Here is a 26,780-nt window from a genome sequence, read left to right as displayed (position 1 = left end):
TCCCCCCTCACTGCGCCGCGTTGACGGCTGCCCATACCTTCTGGGGCGTGGCCGGCATGGTCAGGTCGTTGTTGCCGATCGCATCGGTGATCGCGTTGATCAGCGCCGGCGGCGAACCGATCGCCCCCGCCTCCCCGCAGCCCTTGATGCCGAGCGGGTTGTTGGGGCACGGCGTGTTCTGGTGCGAGACCTTGAACGACGGCAGGTCGTGGGCGCGCGGCATCGCATAGTCCATGTAGCTGGCGGTCAAGAGCTGACCGGTCTGCGGATCGTAGTGCACGCCCTCCAGCAGCGCCTGGCCGATGCCCTGGGCGATGCCGCCGTGAACCTGGCCCTCGACGATCATCGGATTGATGATGTTGCCGAAGTCGTCGGCCGCGACGAACTGGACGATGTCGGTCTTCCCCGTTTCCGGGTCGACCTCGACCTCGCAGATGTAGCAGCCGGCCGGGAAGGTGAAGTTGGACGGATCGTAGAACGCCCCCTCCTTCAGCCCCGGCTCCATGCCGGCCGGCAGGTTGTGGGCGGTGTAGGCCGCCAGCGCCACCTGGAACCACGGCACGGTCTTGTCGGTGCCGGCCACCTTCGCCTCGCCGTTCTCGATGACGATGTCGCCCTCGTCGGCCTCCATCAGGTGTGCCGCGATCTTCTTCGCCTTGGCCTCGACCTTGTCGAGCGCCTTGACGATCGCCGACATGCCGACGGCACCCGAGCGCGAGCCGTAGGTGCCCATGCCCATCTGCACCTTGTCGGTATCGCCGTGGACGATCGAGACACTGTCGATCGGCACGCCGAACCGGTCGGCGACGAGCTGGGCGAAGGTGGTCTCGTGCCCCTGGCCATGGCTGTGCGAGCCGGTCAGCACCTCGATGGTGCCGGCCGCGTTCACCCGCACTTCCGCCGATTCCCACAGCCCGACGCCGGCGCCGAGCGAACCGACCGCCGCAGACGGCGCGATGCCGCAGGCCTCGATATAGCAGCTCATGCCGATGCCGCGCTTCTTGCCGCGCGCTTCCGCCTCCGCCTTGCGCGCGCCGAATCCGGCCCAGTCGGCCTCCCGCATCGCCGCCTCCAGCGACGCCTCGTAGTCCCCGGCGTCGTAGTTCATGATCACCGGTGTCTGGTGGGGGAAGGAGCGGATGAAGTTCTTGCGCCGCAGTTCCGCCGGCGAGATGCCGAGCTCGCGGGCCGCCGTTTCCATCGTCCGCTCCAGCAGGAACGTCGCCTCCGGCCGTCCGGCGCCGCGATAGGCGTCCACCGGCGCGGTGTTCGTGTAGACCGCCCGGACATTGGCATGGATGGCCGGAATGTCGTACTGCCCGGAGAGCAGCGTCGCGTAGAGGTAGGTCGGCACGGCCGAGGAGAACAGCGACATGTAGGCGCCGAAGTTGGCGATGGTGTCGACCTTCAGCGCCGTGATGCGGTTGTCGGCGTCGAAGGCCATCTTCACGGTCGAGTGGTGGTCGCGGCCGTGCGCGTCCGTCAGGAACGCCTCGGTGCGGTCGGACGTCCACTTCACCGGCACGCCGGTGCGCTTCGAAGCCCACAGGCAGACGATCTCCTCCGGGTAGATGAAGATCTTCGAGCCGAAGCCGCCACCGACATCCGGCGCGATCACCCTGAGCTTGTTCTCCGGCGCGACATTGTAGAAGGCGCTCATCACCAGCCGTGCGACGTGCGGGTTCTGGCTCGTCGTGTAGCAGGTGTAATGGTCATCGGCAGCGTCGTAGACACCGAGCGCCGCGCGCGGCTCCATCGCATTCGGCGCCAGGCGGTTGTTGACGATCGTCATCTCGGTGACGTGGGCGGCGGCGGCGATCGCCGCGTCGGTCTCGGCCTCACCGGTTCCCAGCGCCCAGTCGTAGATGAGATTGCCGGCGGCCTCGGGATGAAGCTGCGGCCGACCGGGCTCCAGCGCCATCACCGCATCGGTCACGGCCGGAAGCTCCTCGTAGTCGACCACGACGGCCTCGGCGGCGTCGCGTGCCTCGCCGACGCTGTCGGCGACCACGACCGCCACGGCATCGCCGACATAGCGCACGGTATCGTGCGCGATCGGCCGCCAGGCGCCCATCTTCATCGGGCTGCCGTCCTTGGAATGGATCATCCAGCCGCAGATCAGGTTGCCGATCCCGTCGTCGAGCATCTGCTTGCCGTTGAGCACGCCGATCACGCCCGGCATCCCTTCCGCAGCCGAACTGTCGATGCCCCTGATCCGCGCGTGCGCATGCGGGGAGCGGACGAATGCCGCATACTTCATGCCCGGGACGACCATGTCGTCCGTATACCGGCCCTTGCCGGTCAGAAACCGCTTGTCTTCCTTGCGCGCCACGCGTGCGCCGATGCCTTCAACGCCCATCAGTCATCTCCTCCCGAGAGAACAGCGAATAGCGAATGGCGAATAGAATCGAGCAGGCGGCAGATCGCACCAGGAAGCGCATTTCCAACGCCGCGCTACTCGCTATTGCCCATCCGCCGCATATCATTCCGCAGCCTGCCGCCCCGCGCTCATTTCAGCAGCGGCGGCGAGGATGGCCTTGACGATGTTGTGGTAGCCCGTGCAGCGACAGATGTTGCCTTCGAGGTTTTCCCGCACCGTCGCTTCGTCGAGATTGCCGCCATGGCGATTGATCATGTCGACCGCGGCCATCACCATGCCGGGCGTGCAGAAGCCGCATTGCAGGCCGTGGTTGGCCTTGAAGGCCGCCTGCACCGGATGCAGTTCGCCGTCCTTGGCAAGGCCCTCGATCGTGGTGATGGAAGATCCGGCGGCCTGGACCGCCAGGGTGGAACAGCTCTTGATCGCCTTGCCGTCCATGTGCACGACACAGGCGCCGCATTGGGACGTGTCGCAGCCGACATGCGCGCCCGTCAGGCCCAGCCTGTCGCGAATGAAATGGACGAGCAGGGTGCGGTCCTCGACGTCACCGCTCACCTGACGGCCGTTGACCGTCATCGAAACTTTCGTCATGCGCTTCCTCCCTCGTGACTTGGCACGCGTGAGGCACTCCGGATCCGAAAGCGGCTTTTGAGGCGATTTCGAGTACCCGAAACACCTGCAGACTTCCTCCCGCTGCGCGCCGGACCTTCGAACGGCGGCGGCATGCGACGACCCTCGGCGTCGCATGCCCTGCAGCGGAAGCATCATTCGACGTTTTCAATTTGCAATCAACCGCTTCTTTCCCCCGGCGCGAAAAATGTGTCGCAAAATTGAATCACGACGAAAAATCGACCGGCTTTATTCGCGATCCAAAAAAATACTTTAAACCCATAGACTTCCCCATTTTCCGCCTTATTGTTCGCAATTGTGACATTGCTTATGCGAAAAGCCGGCGCGGCCGGTTTCGAAAGACGTCCGACAGCGGCGGCATGCCCGTCCTGCTAGAACCTGGAGAGATTTTGATGAAGAAAGCCATTGCGCTCGTGCTGGTCGGCCTGTCGGTCGCCAGTTGCACGCAGACCGAGAAAGGCGCCGGCATCGGCGCGGCGACCGGCGCCATCATCGGCGGCGCGGTCACCGGCAACGTTCGTGGTGCCGCCGTCGGCGCAGCCATCGGCGGTGTCAGCGGCGCCCTGATCGGCCACGTCGCAGACCAGCCCGGCCAGTGCTACTACCGCGATCGCTACGGCCGCCGCTACATCGACGATTGCTGATCCGAACCGGAACACGGCACCGCATCTTCACGAAAACCCCGGCCCCGTCCGGGGTTTTTTGCATCGATGCAACGGTCGCGACGGAAATCCGCAAGACGCTTCAAATTTTCCCGGTCCCGGTCTAGAACGGTCGTTAATCTTAGGGAAATGCTAACAGGCTAGAGTCAATTCGAGCCTGGGCGGCCTGTCAGACCGTGTTTCGGACTGCAGGTGCCGCACAATCCGGGGGACGACCGTCGTCGGACGGACCGAACCCGGAAAGGGAGAGGCAGCAACAGCGGATGCGGCAGCGTATCGACCGGCCGAGATTGGGTATTGCGTTCTTGCGGGCTGGAACAAGTCTTGCGCTCGCCTCGACGCTTGCCATTCTGCCGCTCGCAGCCGAGCCCGCCTTCGCCTTCAAGATCTTCGGCATGCGCTTCTTCGAAAGCGACGAGGAAGAGCCGGAGGTCATCGACCCGGTCAACTATGCCCTCACCTTCGATGCCGGCACCGACGACGACGAACTGAAGGGCGTGATCGAGGCGGCGGCGCTGCTCAAGCAGGACGAGGGCGAGCCCGTTTCCGGCGACCTCGGCCTGGTGATCAAGGCGCGCGACGACCGCGACCGCATCCTCGCCGCACTCTACGAGAAGGCCCGCTACGGCGGCGTGGTGGAGATCCGCATCAACGGGATCCCGATCGATTCGCTCCCGCCGGACCCCAGCTTTCCCTCCGGCGCGGTTCCGGTCAGCGTGACCGTCCAGCCCGGCCCCGCCTTCACCTTCGACACGGTGACGCTGAAGGGCGACGCCGCCGGCCGCACGCCGGCCGACTATGGCCTGGTCCGCGGCGCCCGTGCCGATTCGACGATCATCATCGCCGCCGGCGAGCGGGTGGTGGCGGACCTGAAGGCCGAGAGCCGCCCGCTGGCGAAGCTGACCGATCGCCAGGCGATCGCCGATCACAAGACGAACACGGTGGACGTGATCATCGCCGCCGAAGGCGGACCGGTCGCCGACATCGGCACGGTCGGCGTCACCGGGACGAAGGACGTCGATGCCGGCTTCGTCAAATACTATTCGCGCATCAATGCCGGCCAGCCCTATTCACCGGAGCGGCTGACCAAGGCGGCCGACCGGCTGCGGCAGCTCGGCGTCTTCTCCAGCGTGACGATCAAGGAAGCCGAGAAGCTCGCCCCCGACGGTTCGCTGCCGATGACGATCGAGGTCTCCGAGGGCAAGATGCGCTATTTCGGCGCCGGCGCCCAGTTCTCGACCCTCGACGGCTTCGGGCTCCAGGGATACTGGGGCCATCGCAACCTGTTCGGCCGGGCGGAATCGCTGCGGATCGAGGGTTCCATCAACGGCATCGGCGAAGGCAACGGCGTCGACGACATCGGCTATTCGCTCGGCCTGCTCTTCGCCAAGCCCGGCGCCTTCGGCCCCGCCTCGACCTTTACCGCCAGCATCAAGGCGGCGATCGACGACACCGACGCCTACTATGCGACCACCGGGACGGTCGCCGTCGGAGCGACGTTCGAGCTGAGCGACCACGACACGGTATCGGGCGGCGCCGAGGTTGCCGCCATGCAGGTGGACGACCCCTTCGGCGACAACTTCTACCTGACGACCGCCATCCCGCTCGAATATGTCCGCGACACGCGCGACAACAAGCTCAACCCGACGACCGGCTACCGGGCGATGATCAATGCCAAGCCGACCTATGAATTCGAGCGCAGCACCTTCTTTTCGAGCTTCGAGACGTCCGGTTCGATCTATCGCGCGCTCGGCGCGGAGGAACGCGTGGTCCTGGCCGGCCGGCTCGGCGCGGGCACCATCGTCGGCGCGCCGACGCTGTCCGACATCCCGGCCCCGCGCCGCTTCTATCTCGGCGGCGGCGGCACGGTGCGCGGCTACGGGTACCAGGACATCTCGCCGCGCAACGACGACAACGAACTGCTCGGCGGCCGCTCCTATGTCGTCGCCTCGGCCGAGGTGCGCGTCAACGTGACGGAGACGATCGGTATCGTCCCGTTCATCGACGTCGGTACGGTCTCGCGCGACGAACTGCCGGATTTCAGCGACATCCGCGCCGGCGCGGGCGTCGGGCTGCGCTACGGCACGCCGTTCGGGCCGATCCGCCTGGACGTCGCCGTGCCGCTGAACCCCTACGAGGGCGGCGATTCGTTCGGCATCTATGCCGGCATCGGCCAGGCCTTCTGAACAGGAGGGCTCCGGCGCGCCTGGAGGCGCGACGGATTCCCCTCGCTTTCGTTTTGCTCTAGGACTGACATCATGAGCCGGTTCGTCAACATCCTGCTGCAGGGGCTTCGCTATCTGGGCTACGTCGTCGCCCTGCTCCTCGTCGTCCTTCTCGCAGCGATCGGCTTCGTCGGCTTCACCGATCCCGGCGCCCGGCTCGTCGCCGCCTTCATCGAGGACGCGACCGCGCAATCGGACACGCGCGTCTCGATCTCCGAGCCCTCCGGCCTGCTCACCGGCAGCCTGCGCGCCGGCAAAGTCACGCTCAGCGACCGCGAGGGCGTCTATGCGGAAATCCGCAACCTCGCCGTCGACTGGTCGCCACTCGATCTCTTCGCCCTGCAGTTCAACGCCGAACGCGTCGCGGCCGAAGCGGTCACCGTCCAGCGCCGCCCGGTTCCGGCCACGCGGGAGGAGCCCGCTCCCGGCGGCTCCTTCTCGTTGCCGGTGACGGTCTGGGTGGAAAAGCTCGACATCCCGGACATCCTCCTGGCAGAGGCCGTCGCCGGGCAGGAACAGCGGCTGCGCCTTTCCGGCAGCGGCGGCTTCGACCGGCAGGGCGTGGCGCTGAACCTGGCGCTGACCGAGAAGGACCGCGTCGGCGCCTCCGCGGTGGCCGATCTCGTCTTCAACCCGAATGCCAACGAGCTGCGGCTGAAGGCCGACATTGCCGAGCCGGCGGGCGGCATGCTGGCCCGCGCGCTCGCCATCCCCGGCGAGCCGGCCGTGGCGCTGAACCTCACCGGCGAAGGGCCGCTGTCGGCCTGGGCCGGCCGGCTGACCGCAGCCCTCGACGGCCATCGGGTTCTCGAACTGGATGCCCGCCACGATCTGTCGACCGCCGGCCTGCACACGATCGCCCTGAAGGGCGGCGGCACGTTCGAAAACCTGCTGCCGCCGCATCTGCGGCCGCTCTTTGCCGGCACCACGGCGATCGACGTGGCCGCGGCGACCGACGGCTCCAGCCTGCTCAGGATCGAGCGCGGGCAGGTCGCGACCGGCGCGATGACGATGACCGCCTCCGGCGCCTTGCAGACGACCGGCGAGAACGACCTGTCGATCCTGCTCGAAGCGACCGGCGGCAGCACCCCGATCCCGGTCCGGTGGCCGCTGGCATCGGGCGAACTCGCCCTCGACCTGCACGGCCTGCAACTCGTCGCGTCCGGCCCGGCCGAAGGGACCCGGCTCAACATCAACGTCAACGCCGCCGGGATCGGCCTGCCGCAGGGGCGGATCGAAAACGTTCTCCTGACGGCGAGCAGCGCCGATTTCAACGTCCAGACGCGCACCGGGCACGCGAGCGTCACGCTGACGGCCGAACGCTCGGAGATGACCGATCCCAGCATCGACCGTCTCGTCGGCACGCCGATGAAGGTGACGGCGGCGCTCGCGATCGCGCCCGATCAATTGACCTTCGAGCCCGCCACCATCGAAAGCACCAGCATCGGCGGCGAGATCACCGGCAGCTATCAGCTGGCGGCCGGCACCGGGACGGCCGCATTCCGCCTGTTCGCGCTCCCCGCGGTGCTGCCCGAGGCGATGGCCGCCAAGGTCGAAGGCACGATCGCGCTCGACGGCCAGGCCTCGGTCGGTCCCGGCGGCGCCGTCTCGCTGTCGCAGCTCCAGCTGCGCTCGAACATCGCCGAGGCATCGGGCAGTGTCGATCTGTCCGCCGGCGAACTGCAGGCCAGCCTCGAAGGCCGCCTCACGGATGCCGGCGCCTTCCTCGCCGGCGGCAGCGGCGCGATCGCCTTCGAGGCGACCGCCAGCGGCCCGCTCGATGCGGCCAATATCCAGGCGAAGGTGACCTCGCCGCAGCTCGCTCTGTCGGGCCGCACGCTCGACGATGTCGCGATCGACCTCACCGGCCGCGCCTCCGCCACGGCGCCTGCCGGCGAGGTCACGCTCGCCGCCACGATGAACGGCCAGCCGATCGCGCTGCGCTCCAGCGTCACCTCCGCGGCCGGCACCATATCGGTGCCGACGATCGAGGCGACGGTCGGCAACAACCGGCTGCAGGGCGCGCTCACGCTCGGCGAGAACTTCATGCCGGACGGCACGCTCCGCTTCGCGTTCCCCGAGCTTGCCACGCTCGCAACGCTTGCCGGCGAGAATGCCACCGGCGACCTCGCCGGCACGCTGACCTTTACCAACACAGGCGGCAAGGGCTCGCTGGTCGTGGCCGCCGAGGGCAGCGAGATCCGCCGCGACACCGCGGCGATCCTCGGCCCCGTGCTCGAGGCGACGATCGAGGACCTTTCGGCCATCGCGGTGACCGGCAGGCTGCGCGCCAACGTCGCCCGCGTCGGCGAGAACGATCTCGAGACCCCGGTCGTCAATTTCAACCATTCCGGCAGCCTCACCGGCTTCGACGTCTCCGGCCGCTACGAGAATGCGCCGCTGGTCATCGAAGGCGACGTCGCCCGGCACGACGCGACGACCGTGGTCGCGCTCAGGGCGCTGGATGCGGTGGTCGCAGGCTTTCCGCTGCGGCTCGAGGAAGCGACCTCGATCTCCATCCTCGACGGCAACATCACCTTCGACAACCTCGCCATCGGCGCCGGCGAGGGTGTGATCACGATTTCCGGCTCGGCCAATCCTGCCGGCAAGAGCAGCCTCGCCCTGAACCTCGCCACGAAGAACGGCCCGGCCGAGTACCGCATTCCGCTGCAGGATGGCGGCACCGCCACCGCCCGCATCCAGGCGGCGCAGCTGACGCTCTCGGGGGAACTGAGCGCTGCGGCCCTGTCGCTCGCAGCAACCGTCGCCTCGGCCGAGACGCCGCAGGGCTCGGTGTCGAACGCCGACATCAAGGTCGGCAGCGAGGCGTTCGACATCATCGGACGGCGCGGCAACCTGAAGGCGGCAATTTCGGCTGCCGCCATCGACCTGCGCAACGCCGACGTCAACCGCCTGCTGCAGGCGCCCGTGAACGTGGCCGCCGACCTTGCCGTGACGCCGGAGCGCATCAGCGTCAGCGACGTCACGCTCGCAGGCACCGGCCTCGATGCGCGCGCCGACGGCCATTTCGTCACGGCGGATGCCTCCGCCGCCGTCAAGGTCGAGGCCACGGTGGCGCCGGCCACGCTTCCGGCCGCCGCGGCCGGCCGCTTCGACGCGCCGGTCCGCCTGAGCGCCGATGTCGTCCGCGGCGCCGACGGCGGCATCACCGTCCAGGCCTTCGACGTCGCATCGACGACGATCAACGCGCAAGGAACGGCCCGGCTCTCCGGCGACAACCTCGAGGCCAGCCTGTCCGGCACGCTGCCGGAGCTCGGCAAGCTTTTGGCCGACGCCCGCGGCCGGGCGACGTTCACCGCATCCGCCACCGGCCCCCTCGCAGCGCTCGGCATCAAGGCCGAGCTGCAGTCCAGCGGCGCCGAACTCGCCGGCCGCACATTGAGCGACCTCGTCGTCACCGTCGACGGCACGGCCGACCGCACTTCGCCCTCCGGCAATCTGACGGCGACGGGGGCGATCGGCGGGCAGGCGATCAACGTCAAGACCAGCGTCGCCTCGCAGGATGGCCGCATTTCGATCCCCGCGATCGACGCCCGCATCGGCGAGAACGTCCTGACCGGCGCATTGACGCTCGACGACGGTTTCCTGCCCGACGGCAACGTCGAATTCGACCTTCCCGATATCGGCCTGCTTGCGGCGATGGCCGGGCAGCAGGCGAAGGGCGACCTCAAGGGCTCGGCCAGCATCAACACCGAAAACGGCAAGACCGCGATCCGCCTTCAGGCCACTGGCTCCGGCATCACCCGCGATCAGCTGCGGATCGTCCGGCCGAACATCGACCTGAAGACGGCCGACCTGCGCTCGCTTGCGATCACCGGCAGCGTCCGGGCCGAGGCCTTCGCCTCCGGCACCAACCGGCTCGATGCGCTGGCGCTCAACTTCGACCAGCAGGGTCCGCGCACCCTGTTCGATCTCGCCGGCCGCTTCGACGGAGCGCCGCTGACGGTGAAGGGCTCGGTGGAGCAGCAGCAGGCCGGCATGGCGATCGCGCTCGACACCTTCCAGGGCACGCCGCGCGGCGTGGCGATCCGCCTTGCCCGTCCCGCACGGCTGACGCTGCAGGGCGGCACCGTCGCCATGAACGACTTCACCATCCAGACCGGCAGCGGCAACATCGCCGTCAGCGGCACCGCCGGCGACAACCTCGGTCTCGCGATCCGCGTGAACGCGGTGCCGGCGAGCCTCGCCAACGTCTTCTCCGCCGGCCTCGGCGCGGAGGGGGCGATCGGCGGCACGGTGAACGTCCGCGGCACGGCGGCAGCGCCGCAGGTCGCCTACAACCTGACCTGGAACAATGCGGCCACCAGCCACACCCGCGCAGCCGGCGTCGGCGCGCTGACGATCGCGGCCGACGGCCAGTTCGCCAACAACGTGGTGCAGGTGCAGACGCGCCTTTCCGGCCCGAGCGGGCTGGCCTTCCGCGGCGGCGGCACCGCCGGCGTCACCGGCAACATGCAGCTCGACCTGAGCTTCAACGGCACCGTTCCCTTCGCCCTCGTGCAGAGCCAGCTCGCCCAGCAGGGCTTCACGCTGACCGGCAACGCCACTATCGACCTGAAGGTGAGAGGTGCGGCGAGAAGCCCCGCCATCACCGGCACCATCGCCACCTCCGGCGGCCGCCTCGTCGACGTCCGCCGCAACGTCTCCGTCGAGAACCTGACCGCACGCATCGCCCTCGACGGGCGCCAGGCGGTCATCCAGCAATTCAGCGGCAACGTGGCGACGGGCGGCCGCATCACCGCGACGGGGTCGATCGGGACCGTGCCGGGATCGAACTTCCCCGCCGATATCGCCATCCGCCTCGAAGACGTCACCTATGTCGACGGCCGGCTGGTCACGGCCAACATCGACGGCAACGTCACGATCAGGGGGCCGCTCCTGGCGGGACCGGTCATCGGCGGCCGGATCGACATCAACAGCGCCAACATCACCATCCCGCAGAAGCTGCCGGCCTCGCTGGCCGAAATCGACATCGAACACCGCAACGCCCCGCCGGACGTCAAGGCGATGGCTGCGGCGCTGCGCGCCGACCAGGGCGCCGGCGGCGACGGGGCCGATGCGCGCGGCATCGGGCTCGACCTTGCGATCCATGCGCCGAACCGCATCTTCGTGCGCGGCCGCGGCATCAACGCCGAACTCGGCGGCAGCCTGACGCTGCGCGGCACCTCGCTCGCGCCGGCGGTCTCCGGCGGCTTCGACCTCCGCCGCGGCCGCATCGAGATCCTCGCCAAGCGGCTCGACTTCACCAGCGGCCATATCGGCTTCACCGGCGGGCTCATCCCGACCATCAATTTCGTCGCCACCTCGAGCGCGAATGCGACGACGATCAACATCAACATCGTCGGCCCCGCCAACAATCCGGCGGTGACCTTCACCTCCTCGCCGGCCCTGCCGCAGGACGAGATCCTGGCGCGCCTGATCTTCGGCCGCTCCATGAACAACCTGTCGGCCTTCCAGATCGCCCAGCTGGCGGCAGCGGCGGCCGATCTTGCCGGCGGCGGCGGCGGATCGCTGCTCAACAGCCTGCGCAGCAAGCTCGGCATCGACGACCTCGACATCACCACCGATGCGCAGGGGCGCGCCCAGGTATCGGCCGGCAAGTACCTCAACGAGCGGACCTATCTGGAACTGAAGCAGGATCCGGAGAGCGGCGGCGGCAAGGCGGCGATCAATCTCGACATCGGCCGCGGCGTGCGGCTGCGCGGCGAGGCCGGCAGCAACGGCGCCGGTGCTGCCGGCATCTTCTACGAGAAGGAATACTGAGCCGCCCGGCGCGGCTGCGGGCTCTAGCTCAGCGCGCTCTTCGTCGTTTTCAGGAGAATGTTCGTCTCCGTCGAATTGATCCCGTCGATCAGGCGGATCTTGTGCAGGGTCTCGTCGAAGGTGCCGAGATCCCGGTCCTCCAGCTCGGCGATGAGATCCCATCGGCCATTGGTGGAATGGAGGGCGCGGACCTGCGGCAGCCCGCGCAACTGCGCCGCCACCCGGTCGGCCATCTTCCCCAGCACCTCGATCAGGACGATGGCGCGCACGCCGCTGCCGCTGAGTTCGGTGCCGGTGCGGATGGTGAAGGCCGCGATCGTCCCGGATTTCACCAGCCGGTCGATGCGGGCCGACACCGTCGCGCGCGAAGCGCCCGTCAGGGCCGCGAGCGAGGACACCGGCGTGCGGGCGTTGTGGCGAAGCGCGCTGATGAGGCTGTGGTCGAGATCGTCGAGCGTTATCATCTTGCGCATTCCGCCTTATCATAATGCTGATTTAAGCTATCTATCTGTCAGTTTTTCATCTTTTTGCCAACACGCTGAGAGACAATAATCGCGCAAAATCCGGCGCGACCGGAATGCAAGCAAACACGCTCTGCGGGGAAGACTGATGGCCATTGCAAAGAAACCCATCGCGCTGATCGGCGCACCGATCGAGGAAGGCTCGGGGCGCCGCGGCGCCGCCATGGGGCCGGCGGCCCTGCGGATCGCGGGCATCGACACGACGCTGTCCGAACTCGGCTACACGGTGATCGACGAGGGTGACCTGCGGCCGCTGCCGGCGCGCGACCTCGCCAACCATCCGCGCGCCAACAATCTCCAGACGGTCGGCGCCTTCGCCCGCGCGCTCGAGGCCTCGGTCCACGAGGCGGCCCGCGCCGGCCGGGTGCCGCTCATCCTCGGCGGCGATCATGCGCTGTCGATGGGCAGCGTCTCCGGCATGGCCCGGTATGCCGCCGAGATCGGCAAGCCGCTGTTCGTCCTGTGGCTGGACGCGCACGCCGACTTCAACTCGCCCGAGACCTCGCCCTCCGGCAACATGCACGGCATGCCGGTCGCCTTCTTCTGCGGCGAGGCCGAATTCGCGCCGATCCTGCCCGCCGACCGGCCGCTGGTCGATCCGAAGAACGTCTTCCAGGTCGGCATCCGCTCGGTCGACGAGCGCGAGCGCGTGGAGATCGCCGAGCACGGCGTCAACGTCTACGACATGCGCGCCGTCGACGAGACCGGCATGGCGCGCATCATGCACGAGATCATCGATACGGTGCGTCACGCCGACGGCCTGCTGCATGTGAGTTTCGACGTGGACTTCCTCGACCCCGAAATCGCCCCGGGCGTCGGCACCACGGTTCCCGGCGGCGGTACGTTCCGCGAGGCGCACCTGATCATGGAGATGCTCTGCGACAGCGGCCTCGTCGCCTCGCTCGACCTCGTCGAGCTCAATCCGTTCCTCGACGATCGCGGCAAGAGCGCCCGCATCCTGGTCGAACTGACCGCGAGCCTGTTCGGCCGCCGCATTCTCGACCGCCCGACCCGCAGCGCCTGATCATCCGGAGAAGACCATGACTTCGACCACCGAACGCCTGATCGAGATGGAACACCGCCTCGGCGCCCACAACTACAAGCCGCTCGACGTCGTGCTCTCCCGCGGCGAAGGCGTGCATGTCTGGGACGTGGACGGCAACCGCTACCTCGATTGCCTCTCGGCCTACTCCGCCGTCAACCAGGGCCATTGCCATCCGAAGATCCTTGCGGCCATGGTGGAGCAGGCGCAGAAGCTGACGCTCACCTCGCGCGCCTTCCGCAACGACCAGCTGGCGCATTTCTACGAAGAGATCGCCGCCCTGACCGGCTCGCACAAGGTGCTGCCGATGAACTCCGGCGCCGAGGCGGTGGAGACGGCGATCAAGGCCGTGCGCAAATGGGGCTACGAGGTCAAGGGCGTCGAGCGCGACAAGGCCGAGATCATCGTCTGCAACGACAACTTCCACGGCCGCACCATGGGCATCGTCGGCTTCTCGACCGATCCCGACGCCCGCGAGGGTTTCGGGCCGTTCGCGCCGGGCTTCAGGCACGTTCCCTTCGGCGACATCGACGCCTTCCGTGCGGCGATCAACAAGAACACGGTGGCCTTCCTCGTCGAGCCGATCCAGGGCGAGGCCGGCGTCCTCATTCCGCCGGCCGGCTATTTTGCGAGCGTCCGCGAGCTGTGCACGAGCCACGGCATCACGCTGATCCTCGACGAGATCCAGACCGGTCTCGGCCGCACCGGCAGGCTGCTGGCGGAAGAGCACGAGGGCATCGAGGCGGACGTCACGCTCGTCGGCAAGGCGCTGTCGGGCGGCTTCTACCCGGTTTCCGCCGTCCTCTCCAACAGCGAGGTCCTCGGCGTCCTGAAGCCGGGCCAGCACGGTTCGACCTTCGGCGGCAATCCGCTCGCCTGCGCGATCGCCCGCGCCGCGCTGCGCGTGCTGACCGAAGAGGACATGATCGCCAACTCCGCGCGCATGGGCGAGCGGTTCCAGAAGGGGCTCGGCGAGATCCGCTCCAACATCGTCAAGGAGGTGCGCGGCCGCGGCCTGATGCTGGCGGTGGAGCTGGATCCGGCAGCCGGCGGCGCGCGCAAGTATTGCGAGGCGCTGAAGGAGCGCGGCATCCTGGCCAAGGACACCCACGGCCACACGATCCGCATCGCCCCGCCGCTGGTGATCACCGCCGACCAGGTCGACTGGGCGCTCGAGCATTTCGAGGCGGTGCTGCGCGACTAGCCGCGCCGCCGGCCCTCCGGCCGATCCTTGTCGTCGGTCGCCGCGGCGGGTTGAGCAATCCTTAACCTCGTCCCGGCTATCCTCGCCTGCAGGAATTTGGACTGCCAAGGAACTGGGGCGACAACCGATGACGACTTTCAAGACGGCCGGCTTTGACGGCGAAACACTGGAGATCATTGCCTTCCGGCTGCACGATCAGGAATTCTGCGTGAAGACGACGACGATCCGCGAGATCCGCGGCTGGGCGCCGTCGACGCCGATCCCGCATTCGCCGCCCGAAGTGATAGGCGTGATGAACCTGCGCGGCACCGTGATCCCGATCATCGACCTCGCCCACAAGCTCGGCATGCGCAGCACGGAAGCCAACGAGCGCAGCGCGATCGTCGTCGCCGAGGTCCACAGCATGGTCGTCGGCCTGGTCGTCGACCGCGTCTCCGACATCCTGACGATCCGCGGCGACCAGATCCAGCCGGTGCCGGAAGTCACGACCTCCTTCGACAAGGTCTATGCGGAAGGCATCATCGCCCACGAGAACGGCATGATCTGCTTCCTCAACCTGTCGCGCATGTTCAAGGAACGCGAGATCGAGGACATAGCGGCCTGATCGCCGCGCCCAGCTGCAGCGTCTGTTCATTCGGCCGGTCGACAGACCGGCCGTTTTCGTTTGAATGACGTTGCACCGGTTGGAGATGCGAGCCTCTCAGGCCCGGGCGCGCGCAGTGACGCGGCGCACATGCGCCTGCCAGGCCGAGGCGCTCTCGGCCGCCACCGTCTCGACGAAGCCGTCGAGCACCGGGTTGAAGATCTCGGGCCTCTCCCAGAACGGCGCATGGCCGGCACCGATGACGACGGTCGGCTCGTCGCCGTACTGCGCCGCAACGTGGATGCCCGCGAGATAGCCGAGACGCACGAACGGGTCGTCCGCCCCGTTCACGAGCGCGATGGGGACCGTCGCCGTCTCGACCGTTCGCCGCTGGTCGGCGCCGTCGCCGCGCGCCAGACTCTGGGCGAAATGCGTCCGCACCTGACCATCCGTGCGCAGCACGAGGTCCTGGAAGGGTGCGGGCTCCTGCGCGCCGAAGCAGAGCGAGGAGAAGCGCGCCGCATCGCGGGCGCTGAAGGTGTGCTTCGTCGTCAGCAGCAGGTCGAACGACGGGTGGAACGCGCGCAGCATGCCGATGATGCCGCGGGAGATCGGCGGCGCGCCCGTCAGCATGAGGCCGCGGATGCGCGTGCTGCGGCTCATCCACTCGATCGCCGCGTGCCCCCCGAGCGACCAGCCGAAAACGGCAAGCCGCTTCAGGTCGAGCCGCTCGGCGAACTCTTCCAGGCAATCGGCAAAACCCGGCGCAGTGTAGCTGACGTTCGGCACCGGCGCATCGTCCGACTCGCCGTGCCCCGGCAGGTCGAGAGCGATCAGGCGCCAGCGCTTCGCCAGCCCGCTGTCGAACTGGCGCGCGAAGACGCGCCGCGAAAAGCTGGAGCCATGGATCAACAGGACGGGGAAGCCCGAGCCGCCCGTATCGCTGTAGCGTACGGCGCCGTGACGCGTCACGATCGTCTGACTGTCGAACATCGTCTTCCACTTCCGCAGGGGATTGATCCGCATGTTCGCAGCAATCGCCGCCGGCAGGATACGCCCAGATGGTTTACGAAATCTGAAGAGCCGCAGAGGGCGCGGTTCGCAATCACAAGGTGCGGAAACGTTCAAAGTCGCATTGCGACATTTCGCAGCTCTCGGTATGGTTTGGCTCCGTACCAGAGCACCGTGTCAGGGGAGCCGGCAGGCGTGCTCGGGATGAGTTGGTCTTGCGTCCGTTCCGATACCGCGTGGCAGTCTCGGACGACCTACATTGAGGGGGAGCCGGTGCGGAGCCGGCAGGGGAATGGAAACAGCACTGGATATTGCCGTCACCTGTATGAGCGTCGCTGTCGTCGGTTTCTACAGCTGGTCACTACGGGCACACTTCTCCTCGCCGCAGGTACCCTCCGGCTTCAAGGTCATTTCCGCCGTCGTGACCCTGACGACGCTTTATTTCCTCTACCTGGTCTGGAGCGTCACCCAGCCGCTCTCGGCGCAGATCGTCGGCCTCGGCCTGGAAATCGCGGCGGCCGTCATGTTCTGGTGGGCGATCGCGGCCTCACGCAAGGCGCGGCTTCGCTTCGCCTTCGACCCCGACAATCCCGACAGCCTCGTGACCACGGGCCCCTATCGCTATGTGCGCCACCCGTTCTACACGTCCTACATCATCTTCTGGGCCGGCTGGGGCATCGCCACCTGGACCATCTGGTCGGTGCTGCCGGTGATCGCCTTCGTGGTGATCTACGTGATCGCGGCAAAGGGGGAGGAGAAGAAGTTCGCCTCCACGCCGCTGGCGGCGGAGTATGACGCCTACCGCCGCCGCACCGGCTTTCTCATTCCGAAACTGCTGGCCGCCTGAGCGGACGCAGCCTGGTCCTACGCGTCCGGCGACTGCCGAGCGGACCCTTCCGCCGGCGGACGCCTGACCAGCGCGGCAGCCTCCAGCACCAGCGGGTCCAGTCCCGCGCCGCCGTGATTGTCGACGATGTCGAAGAACTGCCGGCGCATGCGCGGCTCCCAGAACTTGTTGATGTGGGTGGCAACCCCCATCGGCCCGTCCTCCCCCGGCTGCGAATGGAAGAAGGTGGCGATCTGGTTGGCCATCCGGACCAACTTGGCATCGTTCGACATCGGCGTGTTTCCCTACCCGTTTCCGGCGCGGCGCACGGCATCGTCCGAAGCCGGCACGACTCGCTCTGACCCTGTGAAAATCTCGAATTCGTCGCCCCGCACGAGTGCGATCAGCGTCATCCCGGCCTCCTCGGCGGTGCGGATCGCAAGCGCGGTCGGCGCGGAAATGGCGATGATGAACGGGCTGCCGATCACGGCCGTCTTCTGCACCATCTCGACCGATACCCGGCTCGTGACGACGACGGCGCCCTCCTCCCCGCGATAGCCGGCTCTCGCGGCGGCTCCGGCGAGCTTGTCCAGCGCATTGTGCCGCCCCACGTCCTCGCGCGCCGCGATCATCCCCGTACCGGGCACGAAGAAGCCCGCGCCGTGCACGGCGCGCGTCTCGATGTGCAGCGTCTGCAGGCCGCCCAGCAGCCGCGCCGCCTCGGCCACCTGGTCCTCGGTCAGGCGCAGGGCCGATACCCGCACCGACGGCGTGATCCGCACGGCCTGCTCGATCGATTCGATGCCGCAGAGCCCGCATCCGACCGGCCCCGCCATATGGCGGCGGCGCGTCGTCAACGCCTCGCTCTGCGCCTCGGCGAGACGGATCTGCAGGTCGATGCCCTTGTCCTCTTCGACGATCTCGACCTGCTCGATCTCGGCGGCATCGCCGACGATCCCCTCGGTCAGGCTGAAGCCGACGGCGAAATCCTGAAGGTCGGCGGGCGTCGCCATCATCACCGCATGGGTCGAACCGTGATAGGTGAAGGCGACCGGCACCTCCTCCGGCACGATCCGCTCGCCCGCCGCAAGCCGGCCGGCGCGGCGCGCCAGTTCCGGCACCTTTCGCGTTGTGTCGAAGCTGCTCATGGCTCGACGGGATCCGGCAAGGGATCCAGCAGGAACATCACCGCACGGGCTGTCATCGCCAACTCCTACTCCGCCGCCTCCAGCTTGCCGGCAATGCGACGCGAGCGGCGCGCCTGCTCGTCATACTCGACCTGCCAGTCGGACGGTCCGTTGGAGGGCGAGACCTGAACGGCGGTGACCTTGTATTCCGGGCAGTTGGTCGCCCAGTCGGAAAAGTCCGTGGTGATCACGTTCGCCTGCGTGTCCGGGTGGTGGAAGGTGGTATAGACCACGCCCGGCGACACCCGATCGGTGATCAGCGCATGCAGCGTCGTCTCGCCGGAGCGGCTGGCGAGCCGCACCCAGTCGCCGTCGCGGATGCCGCGGTCCTCGGCGTCGTGCGGATGGATCTCCAGCCGGTCCTCGTCGTGCCAGACGACGTTGTCGGTCCGCCGCGTCTGCGCGCCGACATTGTACTGGCTGAGGATGCGGCCGGTCGTCAGCAGCAGCGGGAAGCGCGGGCCGGTCTTCTCGTCGGTCGCCACGTATTCGGTGCGGATGAACTTGCCCTTGCCGCGCACGAAGCCGTCGACATGCATGATCGGCGAGCCTTCCGGATGCTTCTCGTTGCAGGGCCACTGCACCGAGCCCATCTTCTCCAGATAGTCGTAGGAGACGAGCGCGAAGCTCGGCGTGGTCGCGGCGATCTCGTCCATGATCTCGGACGGATGGCTGTAGTTCCAGGCGAGCCCCATCGCCTGCGCCAGCTTCTGCGTCACCTCCCAGTCGGCAAAGCCGTTGCGCGGCGTCATCACCCGCCGCACGCGGTTGATGCGGCGCTCGGCATTGGTGAAGGTGCCGTCCTTCTCCAGGAAGGTGGAGCCCGGCAGGAAGACATGGGCGTAGTTCGCCGTCTCGTTCAGGAACAGGTCCTGCACGACGACGCACTCCATCGCCGCGAGACCCGCGGAGACGTGCTTCGTGTCCGGATCGGACTGCAGGATGTCCTCGCCCTGGATGTAGATGCCCTTGAACGAGCCCTCGACGGCCGCGTCCAGCATGTTGGGAATGCGCAGGCCCGGCTCGTTGTTCAGCTTCACGTCCCAGAGCTTCTCGAAGGTCTCGCGCGTCGCGTCGTCGGAGATGTGGCGGTAGCCGGGAAGCTCGTGCGGGAACGAGCCCATGTCGCAGGAGCCCTGGACGTTGTTCTGCCCGCGCAGCGGGTTCACGCCGACGCCCGGACGGCCGATATTGCCGGTCGCCATCGCGAGGTTGGCGATCGCCATCACCGTCGTCGAGCCCTGGCTGTGCTCGGTCACGCCGAGACCGTAGTAGATCGAGCCGTTGCCGCCCTTGGCGAACAGCCGCGCCGCGCCGCGGACGAGCTCGGCCGGAACGCCGGTAAGCGTTTCGACCGCCTCGGGGCTATGCCGCTCCTCGGATACAAAGCCGGCCCAGTCTTCGAATTCCGACCAGTCGCAGCGCTCGCGGATGAACTTCTCGTCGTAGAGCCCTTCGGTCACGATCACGTGCGCCAGCGCGGTGACGACGGCGACGTTCGTGCCCGGCCGGAGCGGCAGGTGGTAGCTCGCCTGGACATGCGGCCCCTTCACGAGATCGATCCGGCGCGGATCGATGACGATCAGCTTCGCGCCCTGCCGCAGCCGCTTCTTCAGCCGCGAGGCGAATACCGGATGGCCGTCCGTCGGATTGGCGCCGATGACGATGACGACGTCGGTCTGCTCGACCGAATCGAAGTTCTGCGTTCCCGCCGACGTGCCGAAGGTCTGGCCGAGGCCGTAGCCCGTCGGCGAATGGCAGACGCGGGCGCAGGTGTCGACATTGTTGTTGCCGAAGCCGGCGCGCACCAGCTTCTGCACCAGGTAAGTCTCCTCGTTGGTGCAGCGCGACGAGGTGATGCCGCCGATCGAATCGCGGCCGTACTGGTACTGGATGCGGCGGAACTCGCTTGCCACATGCGCGTATGCCTCCTCCCAGGTGACCTCCCGCCAGGGATCGGAAATCTTCTCGCGGATCATCGGGTTGAGGATGCGGTCGCGATGGGTCGAGTAGCCGTAGGCGAAGCGGCCCTTCACGCAGGAATGGCCGCGGTTGGCCTGCCCGTCCTTCCACGGCACCATGCGCACCAGTTCCTCGCCGCGCATCTCCGCCTTGAACGAGCAGCCGACGCCGCAATAGGCGCAGGTGGTGACGACCGAATGCTCCGGTTGGCCGATTTCGATCACCGACTTTTCCGTCAGCGTCGCCGTCGGGCAGGCCTGCACGCAGGCGCCGCAGGAGACGCATTCGGAGGCGACGAAGGCCTCGTGCTGGCCGGCCGAGACGCGGCTGTCGAAGCCGCGGCCCTCGATGGTCAGCGCAAACGTGCCCTGCACCTCCTCGCAGGCGCGCACGCAGCGCGAACAGACGATGCACTTGGAGGCGTCGAAGGTGAAATAGGGGTTGGATTCGTCCTTCGGCTGCCACTTGATGTTGATCGCGCCGTCGTTGCGGGCGCGCACATGGTTCTCGCCGTCATAGCCGTAGCGCACGTCGCGCAGGCCGACGGCACCCGCCATGTCCTGCAGCTCGCAGTCGCCGTTGGCCGCACAGGTGAGGCAGTCGAGCGGGTGGTCGGAGATGTAGAGCTCCATCACCCCGCGGCGCACGTCCTTCAGCCGCGACGTCTGGGTGGAAACGACGAGCCCGGGTGCGACCGGCGTCGTGCACGAGGCCGGCATCCCGGCGCGCCCCTCGATCTCGACGAGACAGAGCCGGCAGGAGCCGAAGGCGTCGACCATGTCGGTGGCGCAGAGCTTCGGGATCTCGATGCCCGCTTCCATCGAGGCGCGCATGATCGAGGTGCCTTCCGGCACGGTGACTTCGCGCCCGTCGATCGTCAGCGTCACCAGCTTGTCCGACCTGGAGGCCGGCGTGCCGTAGTCGATTTCGGGAACGAGGGGCATGAAAACCTCCGGATCAAGTCAGATGCGCCACGGGTGAGCCCGGACGACTGGGTTCAAGTTCTAAGACTTCTCGGCCAGCGTGGCCGCGACGAGCGCATTGGCATGGCCGTGACCGAGACCGTGCGTCTCCTTCAGGAACGCCACGATCTGCATGTGCGCCTTGCCGTCCTGCGCGCGGATGATCGCCTTCCAATGCTCGATCGGCTGGCCATACTTCTTCTCGATCGAAGGGAAGTAGGACGCCGGGCCCTTCACTTTCTCCGTCTCGCTCATTCCGCAGCCTCCACTCTCGGCGCCGGCGTAAAATCCTCCGGGAAATGCGTCATCGCGCTCATCACCGGATAGGGCGTGAAGCCGCCGAGCGCGCAGAGCGAACCGAACTTCATCGTGTTGCAGAGGTCGGCCAGAAGTTCGCGGTTCTTCTCGGGTTCGACGCCATGGGCGATGTTGTCCGCCACCTCGACGCCGCGCGTGGAGCCGATGCGGCAGGGCGTGCACTTGCCGCAGCTCTCGATCGCGCAGAACTCCATGGCGAAGCGCGCCTGGTGCAGCATGTCCACCGTATCGTCGAAGACGACGATGCCGGCATGGCCGATCAGCCCGTCCTTGGCCGCGAAGGCCTCATAGTCGAACGGCGTGTCGAACAGGGCGCGCGGGAAATAGGCCCCGAGCGGCCCGCCGACCTGCACCGCCTTCACCGGCCGGCCCGATGCCGTGCCGCCGCCGATATGGTCGACGATCTCGCCGAGCGACAGGCCGAACGCGGTCTCGTAGAGCCCGCCATGCTTGACGTTGCCGGCGATCTGGATCGGGATCGTGCCGCGCGAGCGGCCCATGCCGAAGTCCCGGTAGAACGCCGCGCCGCGGTCGAGGATGACCGGCACGGAAGCGAGCGAGATGACGTTGTTGATGACGGTCGGACAGTCGAACAGCCCCTTGTGCGCCGGCAGCGGCGGCTTGGCGCGGACGACGCCGCGCTTGCCCTCGAGGCTGTTGAGCAGCGCCGTCTCTTCGCCGCAGACATAGGCGCCGGCACCGACGCGCACCTCCATGTCGAACGCCCGTCCGGAACCCAGCACCGACGGTCCGAGCACGCCCTCGCGCCGCGCGACCTCGATGGCCGCGCTCATGGCGGCGATCGCATGCGGATATTCGGAACGGGTGTAGATGAAGCCCATCGTGGCCCCGGTCGCGAGCCCCGCAATCGCCATCCCCTCGATCAGCACGAAGGGATCGCCCTCCATGATCATCCGGTCGGCGAAAGTGCCCGAATCGCCCTCGTCGGCGTTGCAGACGATGTATTTCCGCTCGCCGGCCGCCTCCAGCACCGTCTTCCACTTGATGCCCGTCGGAAAGCCCGCGCCGCCGCGGCCGCGCAGGCCGCTGTCGGTGACTTCCCTGACGATGTCGCCCGGCGCCATTTCGATCGCCTTCTCCAGCCCCGTCAGGCCGCGGAAGCGCCGATAGTCGTCGAGCGAGAGCGGATCGACGATGCCGCAGCGGGCAAAGGTCAGCCGCGTCTGCTGCTTCAGGAACGGAATGTCCTTCGTCGCGCCGCGACAGAGCGGATGCGCGCCGCCCTCGAGGAAGCCGGCGTCGAACAGCGAGGCCACGTCGTCCGGCCGGACCGGACCATAGGCGATGCGCTCGTGACCCACGACCACCTCGACCAGGGGCTCGAGCCAGTGCATGCCGCGCGAGCCGTTGCGGACGATCGAGACCGCCACGCCGCGTGCGATGGCCTCCCGCTCGATTGCGGCCGCCACCCGGTCGGCGCCGAGCGCAAGCGCGGCCGCATCCTTCGGAACGTAGAGCTTCACCGTCATCGGCGTGCCTCCCGCACGAGTTCCGCCGCAGCCGTCGCGTCGAGGCGACCATGGACCTCGCCGTCCAGCATCGCGCTCGGCGCGCAGGAACAGAGCCCGAGACAGTAGACCGGCTCCAGCGTCACCGCGCCGTCGAGCGTCGTCTGGTGGAAATCGATGCCGAGCAGGGCCTTGACGCGGGCTGCGACGGCATCGGCGCCCATAGACTGACAGGCCTCCGCGCGACAGAGCTTCAGCACATGGCGGCCGGTCGGGTGGTCGCGGAAATCGTGATAGAAGGTGACGACGCCGTGCACTTCGGCCCGCGACAGGTTCAACTCCCGTGCGATCACCGGCACGCTGTCCTGCGGCACATAGCCGAACTCGGCCTGGATCTCGTGCAGGATCGGCAGCAGCGGCCCTTCGGCTTCCTTCATCGCCGTGACGATGGAAAGGGTTCTCGACGCGACCTCGCCGGAAACAGGCAGGTTCATGCACATTCCTCCCGAACGGCACCGGCGCCTCGCCCGAGGCGGACGCCTGCCGCAATCCTCAGTACCCGGCAATCACGCCCGCCCGCGTTTATGCCTGATATTTCAAGCTTCTCAGGGAAGCCGCGGGGGGTCAATAAGGCTGTTCCGTCAATTGATAGAAAATTCCTATCAATTCATCTCCTGCTCGGCCAGCAGGCGCGCCTCGTGCAGCAGCGCCGACACCAGCGGCGTGAACGGCTCACGGTGGGTCGCCACCAGTCCGACGACGTGATGGGGCGCCGGGTCGACGATCGGGATGATGTTGATCTCGTCGTGAAATCCGAAGGAAAGCGCCACATTCCGCGGCATGATACTGCACCAGCGGCCCGTCCTGACGTGGGAGAAAAGCACGATCATCGAGTTCGATTCGAGCGTCGGCGTCACGCCGACACCCGCCTCGGCGAAGTGGCTGTTGATGATCCGCCGGTTCTGCATGTCCGCGGTCAATAGACAAAGACTAAGATCGGCCACCTCCCGCCAGGTCACGCTTTCTCGATCGGCGAGTGGACCGTGCTTCGCCGTGATCAGGTGATAGTGCTCCAGATGCAGGGGGACGCTGGTCACGCGGCCGAGCGGCTCGTTCTCGAGATAGGTGAGCCCGGCATCGATCTCCAGGTTTTCCAGAAGGCTGAGGATCTGGAGTGAATTGGCGGACAGCACCGAGAAGGTGACGTCCGGGTGCTTTTCCCGAAAGGGCGCGATGATCCGCGGCACCATCGCGAGCGCCGTCGGGATGGCGGCCAGGCGGATATGGCCGGAAAGCCCCTTTCGCGCCGCGCGCATCTCCTCGCGCATCGTGCGCGCATCGCCGACGATCCGCCGGGCCCATTCCAGCACCCGCTGCCCTTCCGGCGTGAGCCCCTGGAAGCGCGAGCCGCGATTGACGAGCACGACGCCGAGCTGCTCCTCCAGCTGGCGGATCGCCGCCGACAGCGTCGGTTGCGATATGCCGAGCTCCTCCGCGGCCCTGGCGAAATGCCGCTCGCGCGCCAGCGCGATGAAATATTCCAGCTTGTCGATCATTCGCAGCCACTCCCCGCTCCCTTCATACAAAAGAACGGTGGCGCGACAAACCGGGCAGGTCCTATAGATGAAGAAGGAAGAGCGGGAAGGGAGGCACGGCATGACATTCAGGGCACTCCTCGTGGAGAAGGGTGAAGACGGCACGATCTCGGCCACGGTGCAGGAGCTTGCCGACGACCGCCTGCCGGATGGCGAGGTGACGGTCGCCGTCGAATATTCCACGCTGAACTACAAGGACGGGCTGTGCATCACCGGCAAGGGCGGCCTGGTGCGCAGCTTCCCGCACGTGCCCGGCATCGATTTCGCCGGAACGGTCGAGGCCTCCGCCGATCCCAGGTTCCGCCCCGGCGACCAGGTCGTGCTGACCGGCTGGCGCGTGGGCGAGACCTGGTGGGGCGGCTACGCCACCCGCGCCAAGGTCAAGGGCGACTGGCTCGTGCCGCTGCCCAAGGCGCTCACGCCCCGCGAGGCGATGGCGATCGGCACCGCCGGCCTGACGGCGATGCTCGCGGTCATCGCGCTGGAGAAGGCGGGTGTTTCGCCGCCCCGCGGCGAGGTGCTGGTGACGGGCGCGGCCGGCGGCGTCGGCTCCGTCGCGGTCGCCATTCTCGCCCGCCTCGGCTACCGCGTCGCAGCCGTCACCGGCCGGCCGGAAGCGGCAGCCTACCTGCGCGAACTGGGCGCCGACACGATCGTCGACCGCGCCGAGCTTGCCGAGGCCTCGACCAAGCCGCTGGAATCCGAACGCTGGGCCGGCGCGATCGATTCCGTCGGCGGCGACATGCTGATGCGGATCCTCAAGCAGGTGCAGTACGACGGCGCGGTCGCCTCGATCGGCCTGGCCGGCGGCGCCGCCATCCCCTCCTTCACCGTGATCCCGTTCATCCTGCGCGGCGTGAGCCTGCTCGGCATCGATTCGGTGATGCGGCCGCGCGATGAGCGCCGCGATGCCTGGAGCCGCATCGCCACCGACCTGCCGCTGGACAAGCTGGACGACATGGTGAGCGAGCACGGCCTCGCCGACCTGCCGCAGCTGGCGCCCGCCGTGCTGGACGGCAAGGTCCGGGGTCGCGTGGTCATCGATGTCCGCCGATAGGCCTGGATACAGGCGGCGTGGCTGCCGTGCCGACGGGGTTCACACACCCTGCTCGCGCGCCATCAGCGGCCGGCAGAAGACGTCGTAGAGCGTCCCCATGACCGCGATGACCTGCTCGTTGGCGAGCCGGTAGTAGACCTGCCGGCCATCGCGGCGCGTGACGACGAGCTGGTCCTGGCGCAGGCGCGCCAGCTGCTGCGACACCACCGCCTGCGGCAGGTCGAGGATCTCCTCGATCTCGCCGACCGTCTTCTCGCCGTCGGTCAGCAGGCAGAGGATCAGAAGCCGCGTCTCGTGCGACAGCGCCTTCAGGAAGCGGCTCGCCTTCCTGGCCTGATTGACGAACAGGTCGAAACTTGCGCCCGGCTCCGCACCCGGCTCGCTGAACTGCCTCATTTAAACTCCCGACGCCAGATGCAGCTCCGATCGCATCAAACCGAATCGCAGAGTGTTCTTGTTCGTCAAAAACAAGGCACAACGGTGGAGGCCCGGGCCGGCAGCCACATTTCCGCCGCAGCGTTGCCGATCCGCATCAGCCGTTCAGCAGATGAGTTGGCCGCCGTTCACTTCCAGCACCTGGCCGGTAACGTAGCCTGACAGCGCATTGGAGGCGAGGAACAGATAGGCGGGAGCGCAATCCTGCGCGGTGCCGAGCCGCTGCAGCGGGATCGACTTGCGCGTCGCCTCCAGCTTCTCCGGCGTCGAATAGCGCTCGTGGAAATCGGTGGTGATCGTTCCGGGCGAGACGCAGTTGACGCGGATGCCGTCGGGCGCCAGTTCGCGCGCCAGCGCCTTGGAATAGGTCGACACGAACGCCTTGGTCGCCGAATAGATCGCCGAGCCGGGGCTGCCGCCCGTCAGCGCCGAGATCGACACGGTGTTGACGATCGCAGCCGTTCCGGCCCGCCGCAACGCCGGCAGCAGCCCGCGCGTCACCTCCATCACCGAGGTCTGGTTGAGGCGCACGACGGTCTCGTACTGCTCGTCCGTCAGCGACCCGGCCGGAAACCGGCCGACCATCGTGCCGGCATTGTTGACCAGAACGTGCACGGCCTCGAACACGCTGTCGGCGTGGCGGACCACCGCGGCGACGCCTTCCGGCGCGAGGAAATCGGCGTAGACGATGTGTGCGCGGGCCTCCTCGATCGCTTCCTCCAGGAAGTCCGGCAGGGGATCGAGCGGCGTGCGGCCGCCGTGCAGGAGCACGTGCGCCCCGCAATCCAGGAACTGCCGTGCGACCTCCAGGCCGATCCCGCGGCCGGCGCCGGTGACGACGACATTGGCGCCCTTGAACAAGGCCGGATGGAACATGGCGATCTCCCCCAATCGATACGCAGCCAACACGAAATATCACAAAAATGC

General features: G+C 67.6%; 21 protein-coding genes. 8 read left to right on the top strand and 13 right to left on the bottom strand.

The genetic code is table 11. The annotated features are described in order from the left end of the window. Window positions 1-7: 7 nt before the first annotated feature. Both P0086_RS12775 and P0086_RS12770 read right to left on the bottom strand, forming a co-directional pair. Complete coding sequence (locus P0086_RS12775; RefSeq protein WP_275785973.1) at window positions 8-2,359, bottom strand: xanthine dehydrogenase family protein molybdopterin-binding subunit; 2,352 nt, start codon at window positions 2,357-2,359, stop codon at window positions 8-10. A gap of 123 nt (window positions 2,360-2,482) precedes the next feature. Continuing rightward, window positions 2,483-2,971, bottom strand: a complete 489-nt coding sequence (locus P0086_RS12770; protein WP_275785970.1) for a (2Fe-2S)-binding protein — start codon at window positions 2,969-2,971, stop codon at window positions 2,483-2,485. 431 nt (window positions 2,972-3,402) lie between these two features. Here P0086_RS12770 and P0086_RS12765 point away from each other — a divergent pair, with 431 nt between their 5' ends. The 3 genes from P0086_RS12765 (at window position 3,403) to P0086_RS12755 (ending at window position 11,681) form a co-directional block, all read left to right on the top strand. Beyond that, window positions 3,403-3,654 carry a glycine zipper domain-containing protein gene (locus tag P0086_RS12765; protein WP_112595321.1) on the top strand — a complete coding sequence of 84 codons (252 nt, stop codon included), beginning with the start codon at window positions 3,403-3,405 and terminating at the stop codon, window positions 3,652-3,654. Between the two features lie 281 nt (window positions 3,655-3,935). Continuing rightward, window positions 3,936-5,858: an autotransporter assembly complex family protein gene (locus P0086_RS12760; protein WP_275785967.1), complete on the top strand. Its 1,923-nt coding sequence runs from the start codon at window positions 3,936-3,938 to the stop codon at window positions 5,856-5,858. 72 nt (window positions 5,859-5,930) lie between these two features. Next, window positions 5,931-11,681, top strand: coding sequence for a translocation/assembly module TamB domain-containing protein (locus P0086_RS12755; protein WP_275785962.1), 5,751 nt, complete (start codon window positions 5,931-5,933; stop codon window positions 11,679-11,681). Between the two features lie 23 nt (window positions 11,682-11,704). Here the strand turns inward: P0086_RS12755 and P0086_RS12750 are convergent, their stop codons facing one another. Next, complete coding sequence (locus P0086_RS12750) at window positions 11,705-12,145, bottom strand: Lrp/AsnC family transcriptional regulator (protein WP_112595789.1); 441 nt, start codon at window positions 12,143-12,145, stop codon at window positions 11,705-11,707. A 145-nt stretch (window positions 12,146-12,290) separates the two neighbouring features. Here P0086_RS12750 and rocF point away from each other — a divergent pair, with 145 nt between their 5' ends. The 3 genes from rocF (at window position 12,291) to P0086_RS12735 (ending at window position 15,052) form a co-directional block, all read left to right on the top strand. Next, complete coding sequence (gene rocF, locus P0086_RS12745) at window positions 12,291-13,226, top strand: arginase (protein WP_148651532.1); 936 nt, start codon at window positions 12,291-12,293, stop codon at window positions 13,224-13,226. Window positions 13,227-13,242: 16 nt separating this feature from the next. Beyond that, window positions 13,243-14,448 carry an ornithine--oxo-acid transaminase gene (gene rocD / locus P0086_RS12740; RefSeq protein ID WP_275785957.1) on the top strand — a complete coding sequence of 402 codons (1,206 nt, stop codon included), beginning with the start codon at window positions 13,243-13,245 and terminating at the stop codon, window positions 14,446-14,448. Between the two features lie 127 nt (window positions 14,449-14,575). Then, on the top strand, window positions 14,576-15,052 hold the full coding sequence (locus P0086_RS12735; RefSeq protein ID WP_112595331.1) for a chemotaxis protein CheW: 477 nt from the start codon (window positions 14,576-14,578) through the stop codon (window positions 15,050-15,052). A 96-nt stretch (window positions 15,053-15,148) separates the two neighbouring features. Here P0086_RS12735 and P0086_RS12730 read toward each other — a convergent pair whose 3' ends face one another. Next, entirely contained in the window at window positions 15,149-16,024 is an 876-nt protein-coding gene (locus P0086_RS12730; RefSeq protein WP_148651533.1) for an alpha/beta hydrolase, read from the bottom strand. A gap of 310 nt (window positions 16,025-16,334) precedes the next feature. Between P0086_RS12730 and P0086_RS12725 the strand changes: the two genes are divergently transcribed. Continuing rightward, window positions 16,335-16,889: an isoprenylcysteine carboxylmethyltransferase family protein gene (locus P0086_RS12725; protein WP_112608536.1), complete on the top strand. Its 555-nt coding sequence runs from the start codon at window positions 16,335-16,337 to the stop codon at window positions 16,887-16,889. 17 nt (window positions 16,890-16,906) lie between these two features. Here the strand turns inward: P0086_RS12725 and P0086_RS12720 are convergent, their stop codons facing one another. From P0086_RS12720 to P0086_RS12690, 7 genes are all read right to left on the bottom strand, one after another. Next, the gene (locus P0086_RS12720; protein WP_112608538.1) at window positions 16,907-17,161 is read right to left on the bottom strand and encodes a formate dehydrogenase subunit delta; all 255 of its coding nucleotides are present in this window, start codon (window positions 17,159-17,161) and stop codon (window positions 16,907-16,909) included. A gap of 12 nt (window positions 17,162-17,173) precedes the next feature. After that, window positions 17,174-18,016 carry a formate dehydrogenase accessory sulfurtransferase FdhD gene (gene fdhD / locus P0086_RS12715; protein ID WP_275785948.1) on the bottom strand — a complete coding sequence of 281 codons (843 nt, stop codon included), beginning with the start codon at window positions 18,014-18,016 and terminating at the stop codon, window positions 17,174-17,176. A gap of 65 nt (window positions 18,017-18,081) precedes the next feature. Continuing rightward, window positions 18,082-20,961: a formate dehydrogenase subunit alpha gene (gene fdhF, locus P0086_RS12710; RefSeq protein ID WP_275785945.1), complete on the bottom strand. Its 2,880-nt coding sequence runs from the start codon at window positions 20,959-20,961 to the stop codon at window positions 18,082-18,084. Between the two features lie 60 nt (window positions 20,962-21,021). Beyond that, entirely contained in the window at window positions 21,022-21,234 is a 213-nt protein-coding gene (locus P0086_RS12705) for a DUF4287 domain-containing protein (RefSeq protein ID WP_112595341.1), read from the bottom strand. Then, complete coding sequence (locus P0086_RS12700) at window positions 21,231-22,787, bottom strand: NADH-quinone oxidoreductase subunit NuoF (protein WP_275785940.1); 1,557 nt, start codon at window positions 22,785-22,787, stop codon at window positions 21,231-21,233. Before P0086_RS12700 ends, P0086_RS12705 begins: the two co-directional genes overlap by 4 nt. Continuing rightward, entirely contained in the window at window positions 22,784-23,266 is a 483-nt protein-coding gene (locus P0086_RS12695; RefSeq protein WP_275785937.1) for a formate dehydrogenase subunit gamma, read from the bottom strand. The genes P0086_RS12700 and P0086_RS12695 overlap by 4 nt, the downstream gene beginning before the upstream one ends. A 162-nt stretch (window positions 23,267-23,428) precedes the next feature. Next, a complete protein-coding gene (locus P0086_RS12690; protein WP_112614633.1) occupies window positions 23,429-24,322 on the bottom strand; it encodes a LysR family transcriptional regulator in 894 nt (297 codons plus the stop codon). Between the two features lie 100 nt (window positions 24,323-24,422). Between P0086_RS12690 and P0086_RS12685 the strand changes: the two genes are divergently transcribed. After that, the gene (locus tag P0086_RS12685; protein ID WP_275785933.1) at window positions 24,423-25,418 is read left to right on the top strand and encodes an MDR family oxidoreductase; all 996 of its coding nucleotides are present in this window, start codon (window positions 24,423-24,425) and stop codon (window positions 25,416-25,418) included. A gap of 39 nt (window positions 25,419-25,457) precedes the next feature. Here the strand turns inward: P0086_RS12685 and P0086_RS12680 are convergent, their stop codons facing one another. Together P0086_RS12680 and P0086_RS12675 are read right to left on the bottom strand one after the other, a co-directional pair. Continuing rightward, the gene (locus P0086_RS12680; RefSeq protein ID WP_112595351.1) at window positions 25,458-25,814 is read right to left on the bottom strand and encodes a metalloregulator ArsR/SmtB family transcription factor; all 357 of its coding nucleotides are present in this window, start codon (window positions 25,812-25,814) and stop codon (window positions 25,458-25,460) included. A gap of 144 nt (window positions 25,815-25,958) precedes the next feature. Further along, window positions 25,959-26,729: an SDR family oxidoreductase gene (locus P0086_RS12675; RefSeq protein WP_275785930.1), complete on the bottom strand. Its 771-nt coding sequence runs from the start codon at window positions 26,727-26,729 to the stop codon at window positions 25,959-25,961. Window positions 26,730-26,780: the final 51 nt, after the last annotated feature.

Source organism: Mycoplana sp. MJR14, from assembly GCF_029210525.1.
Lineage (GTDB): Bacteria > Pseudomonadota > Alphaproteobacteria > Rhizobiales > Rhizobiaceae > Mycoplana.
The sequence above is the reverse complement of the archived record's forward strand: the minus strand, read 5'-3'. Positions and strand labels throughout refer to the sequence as shown.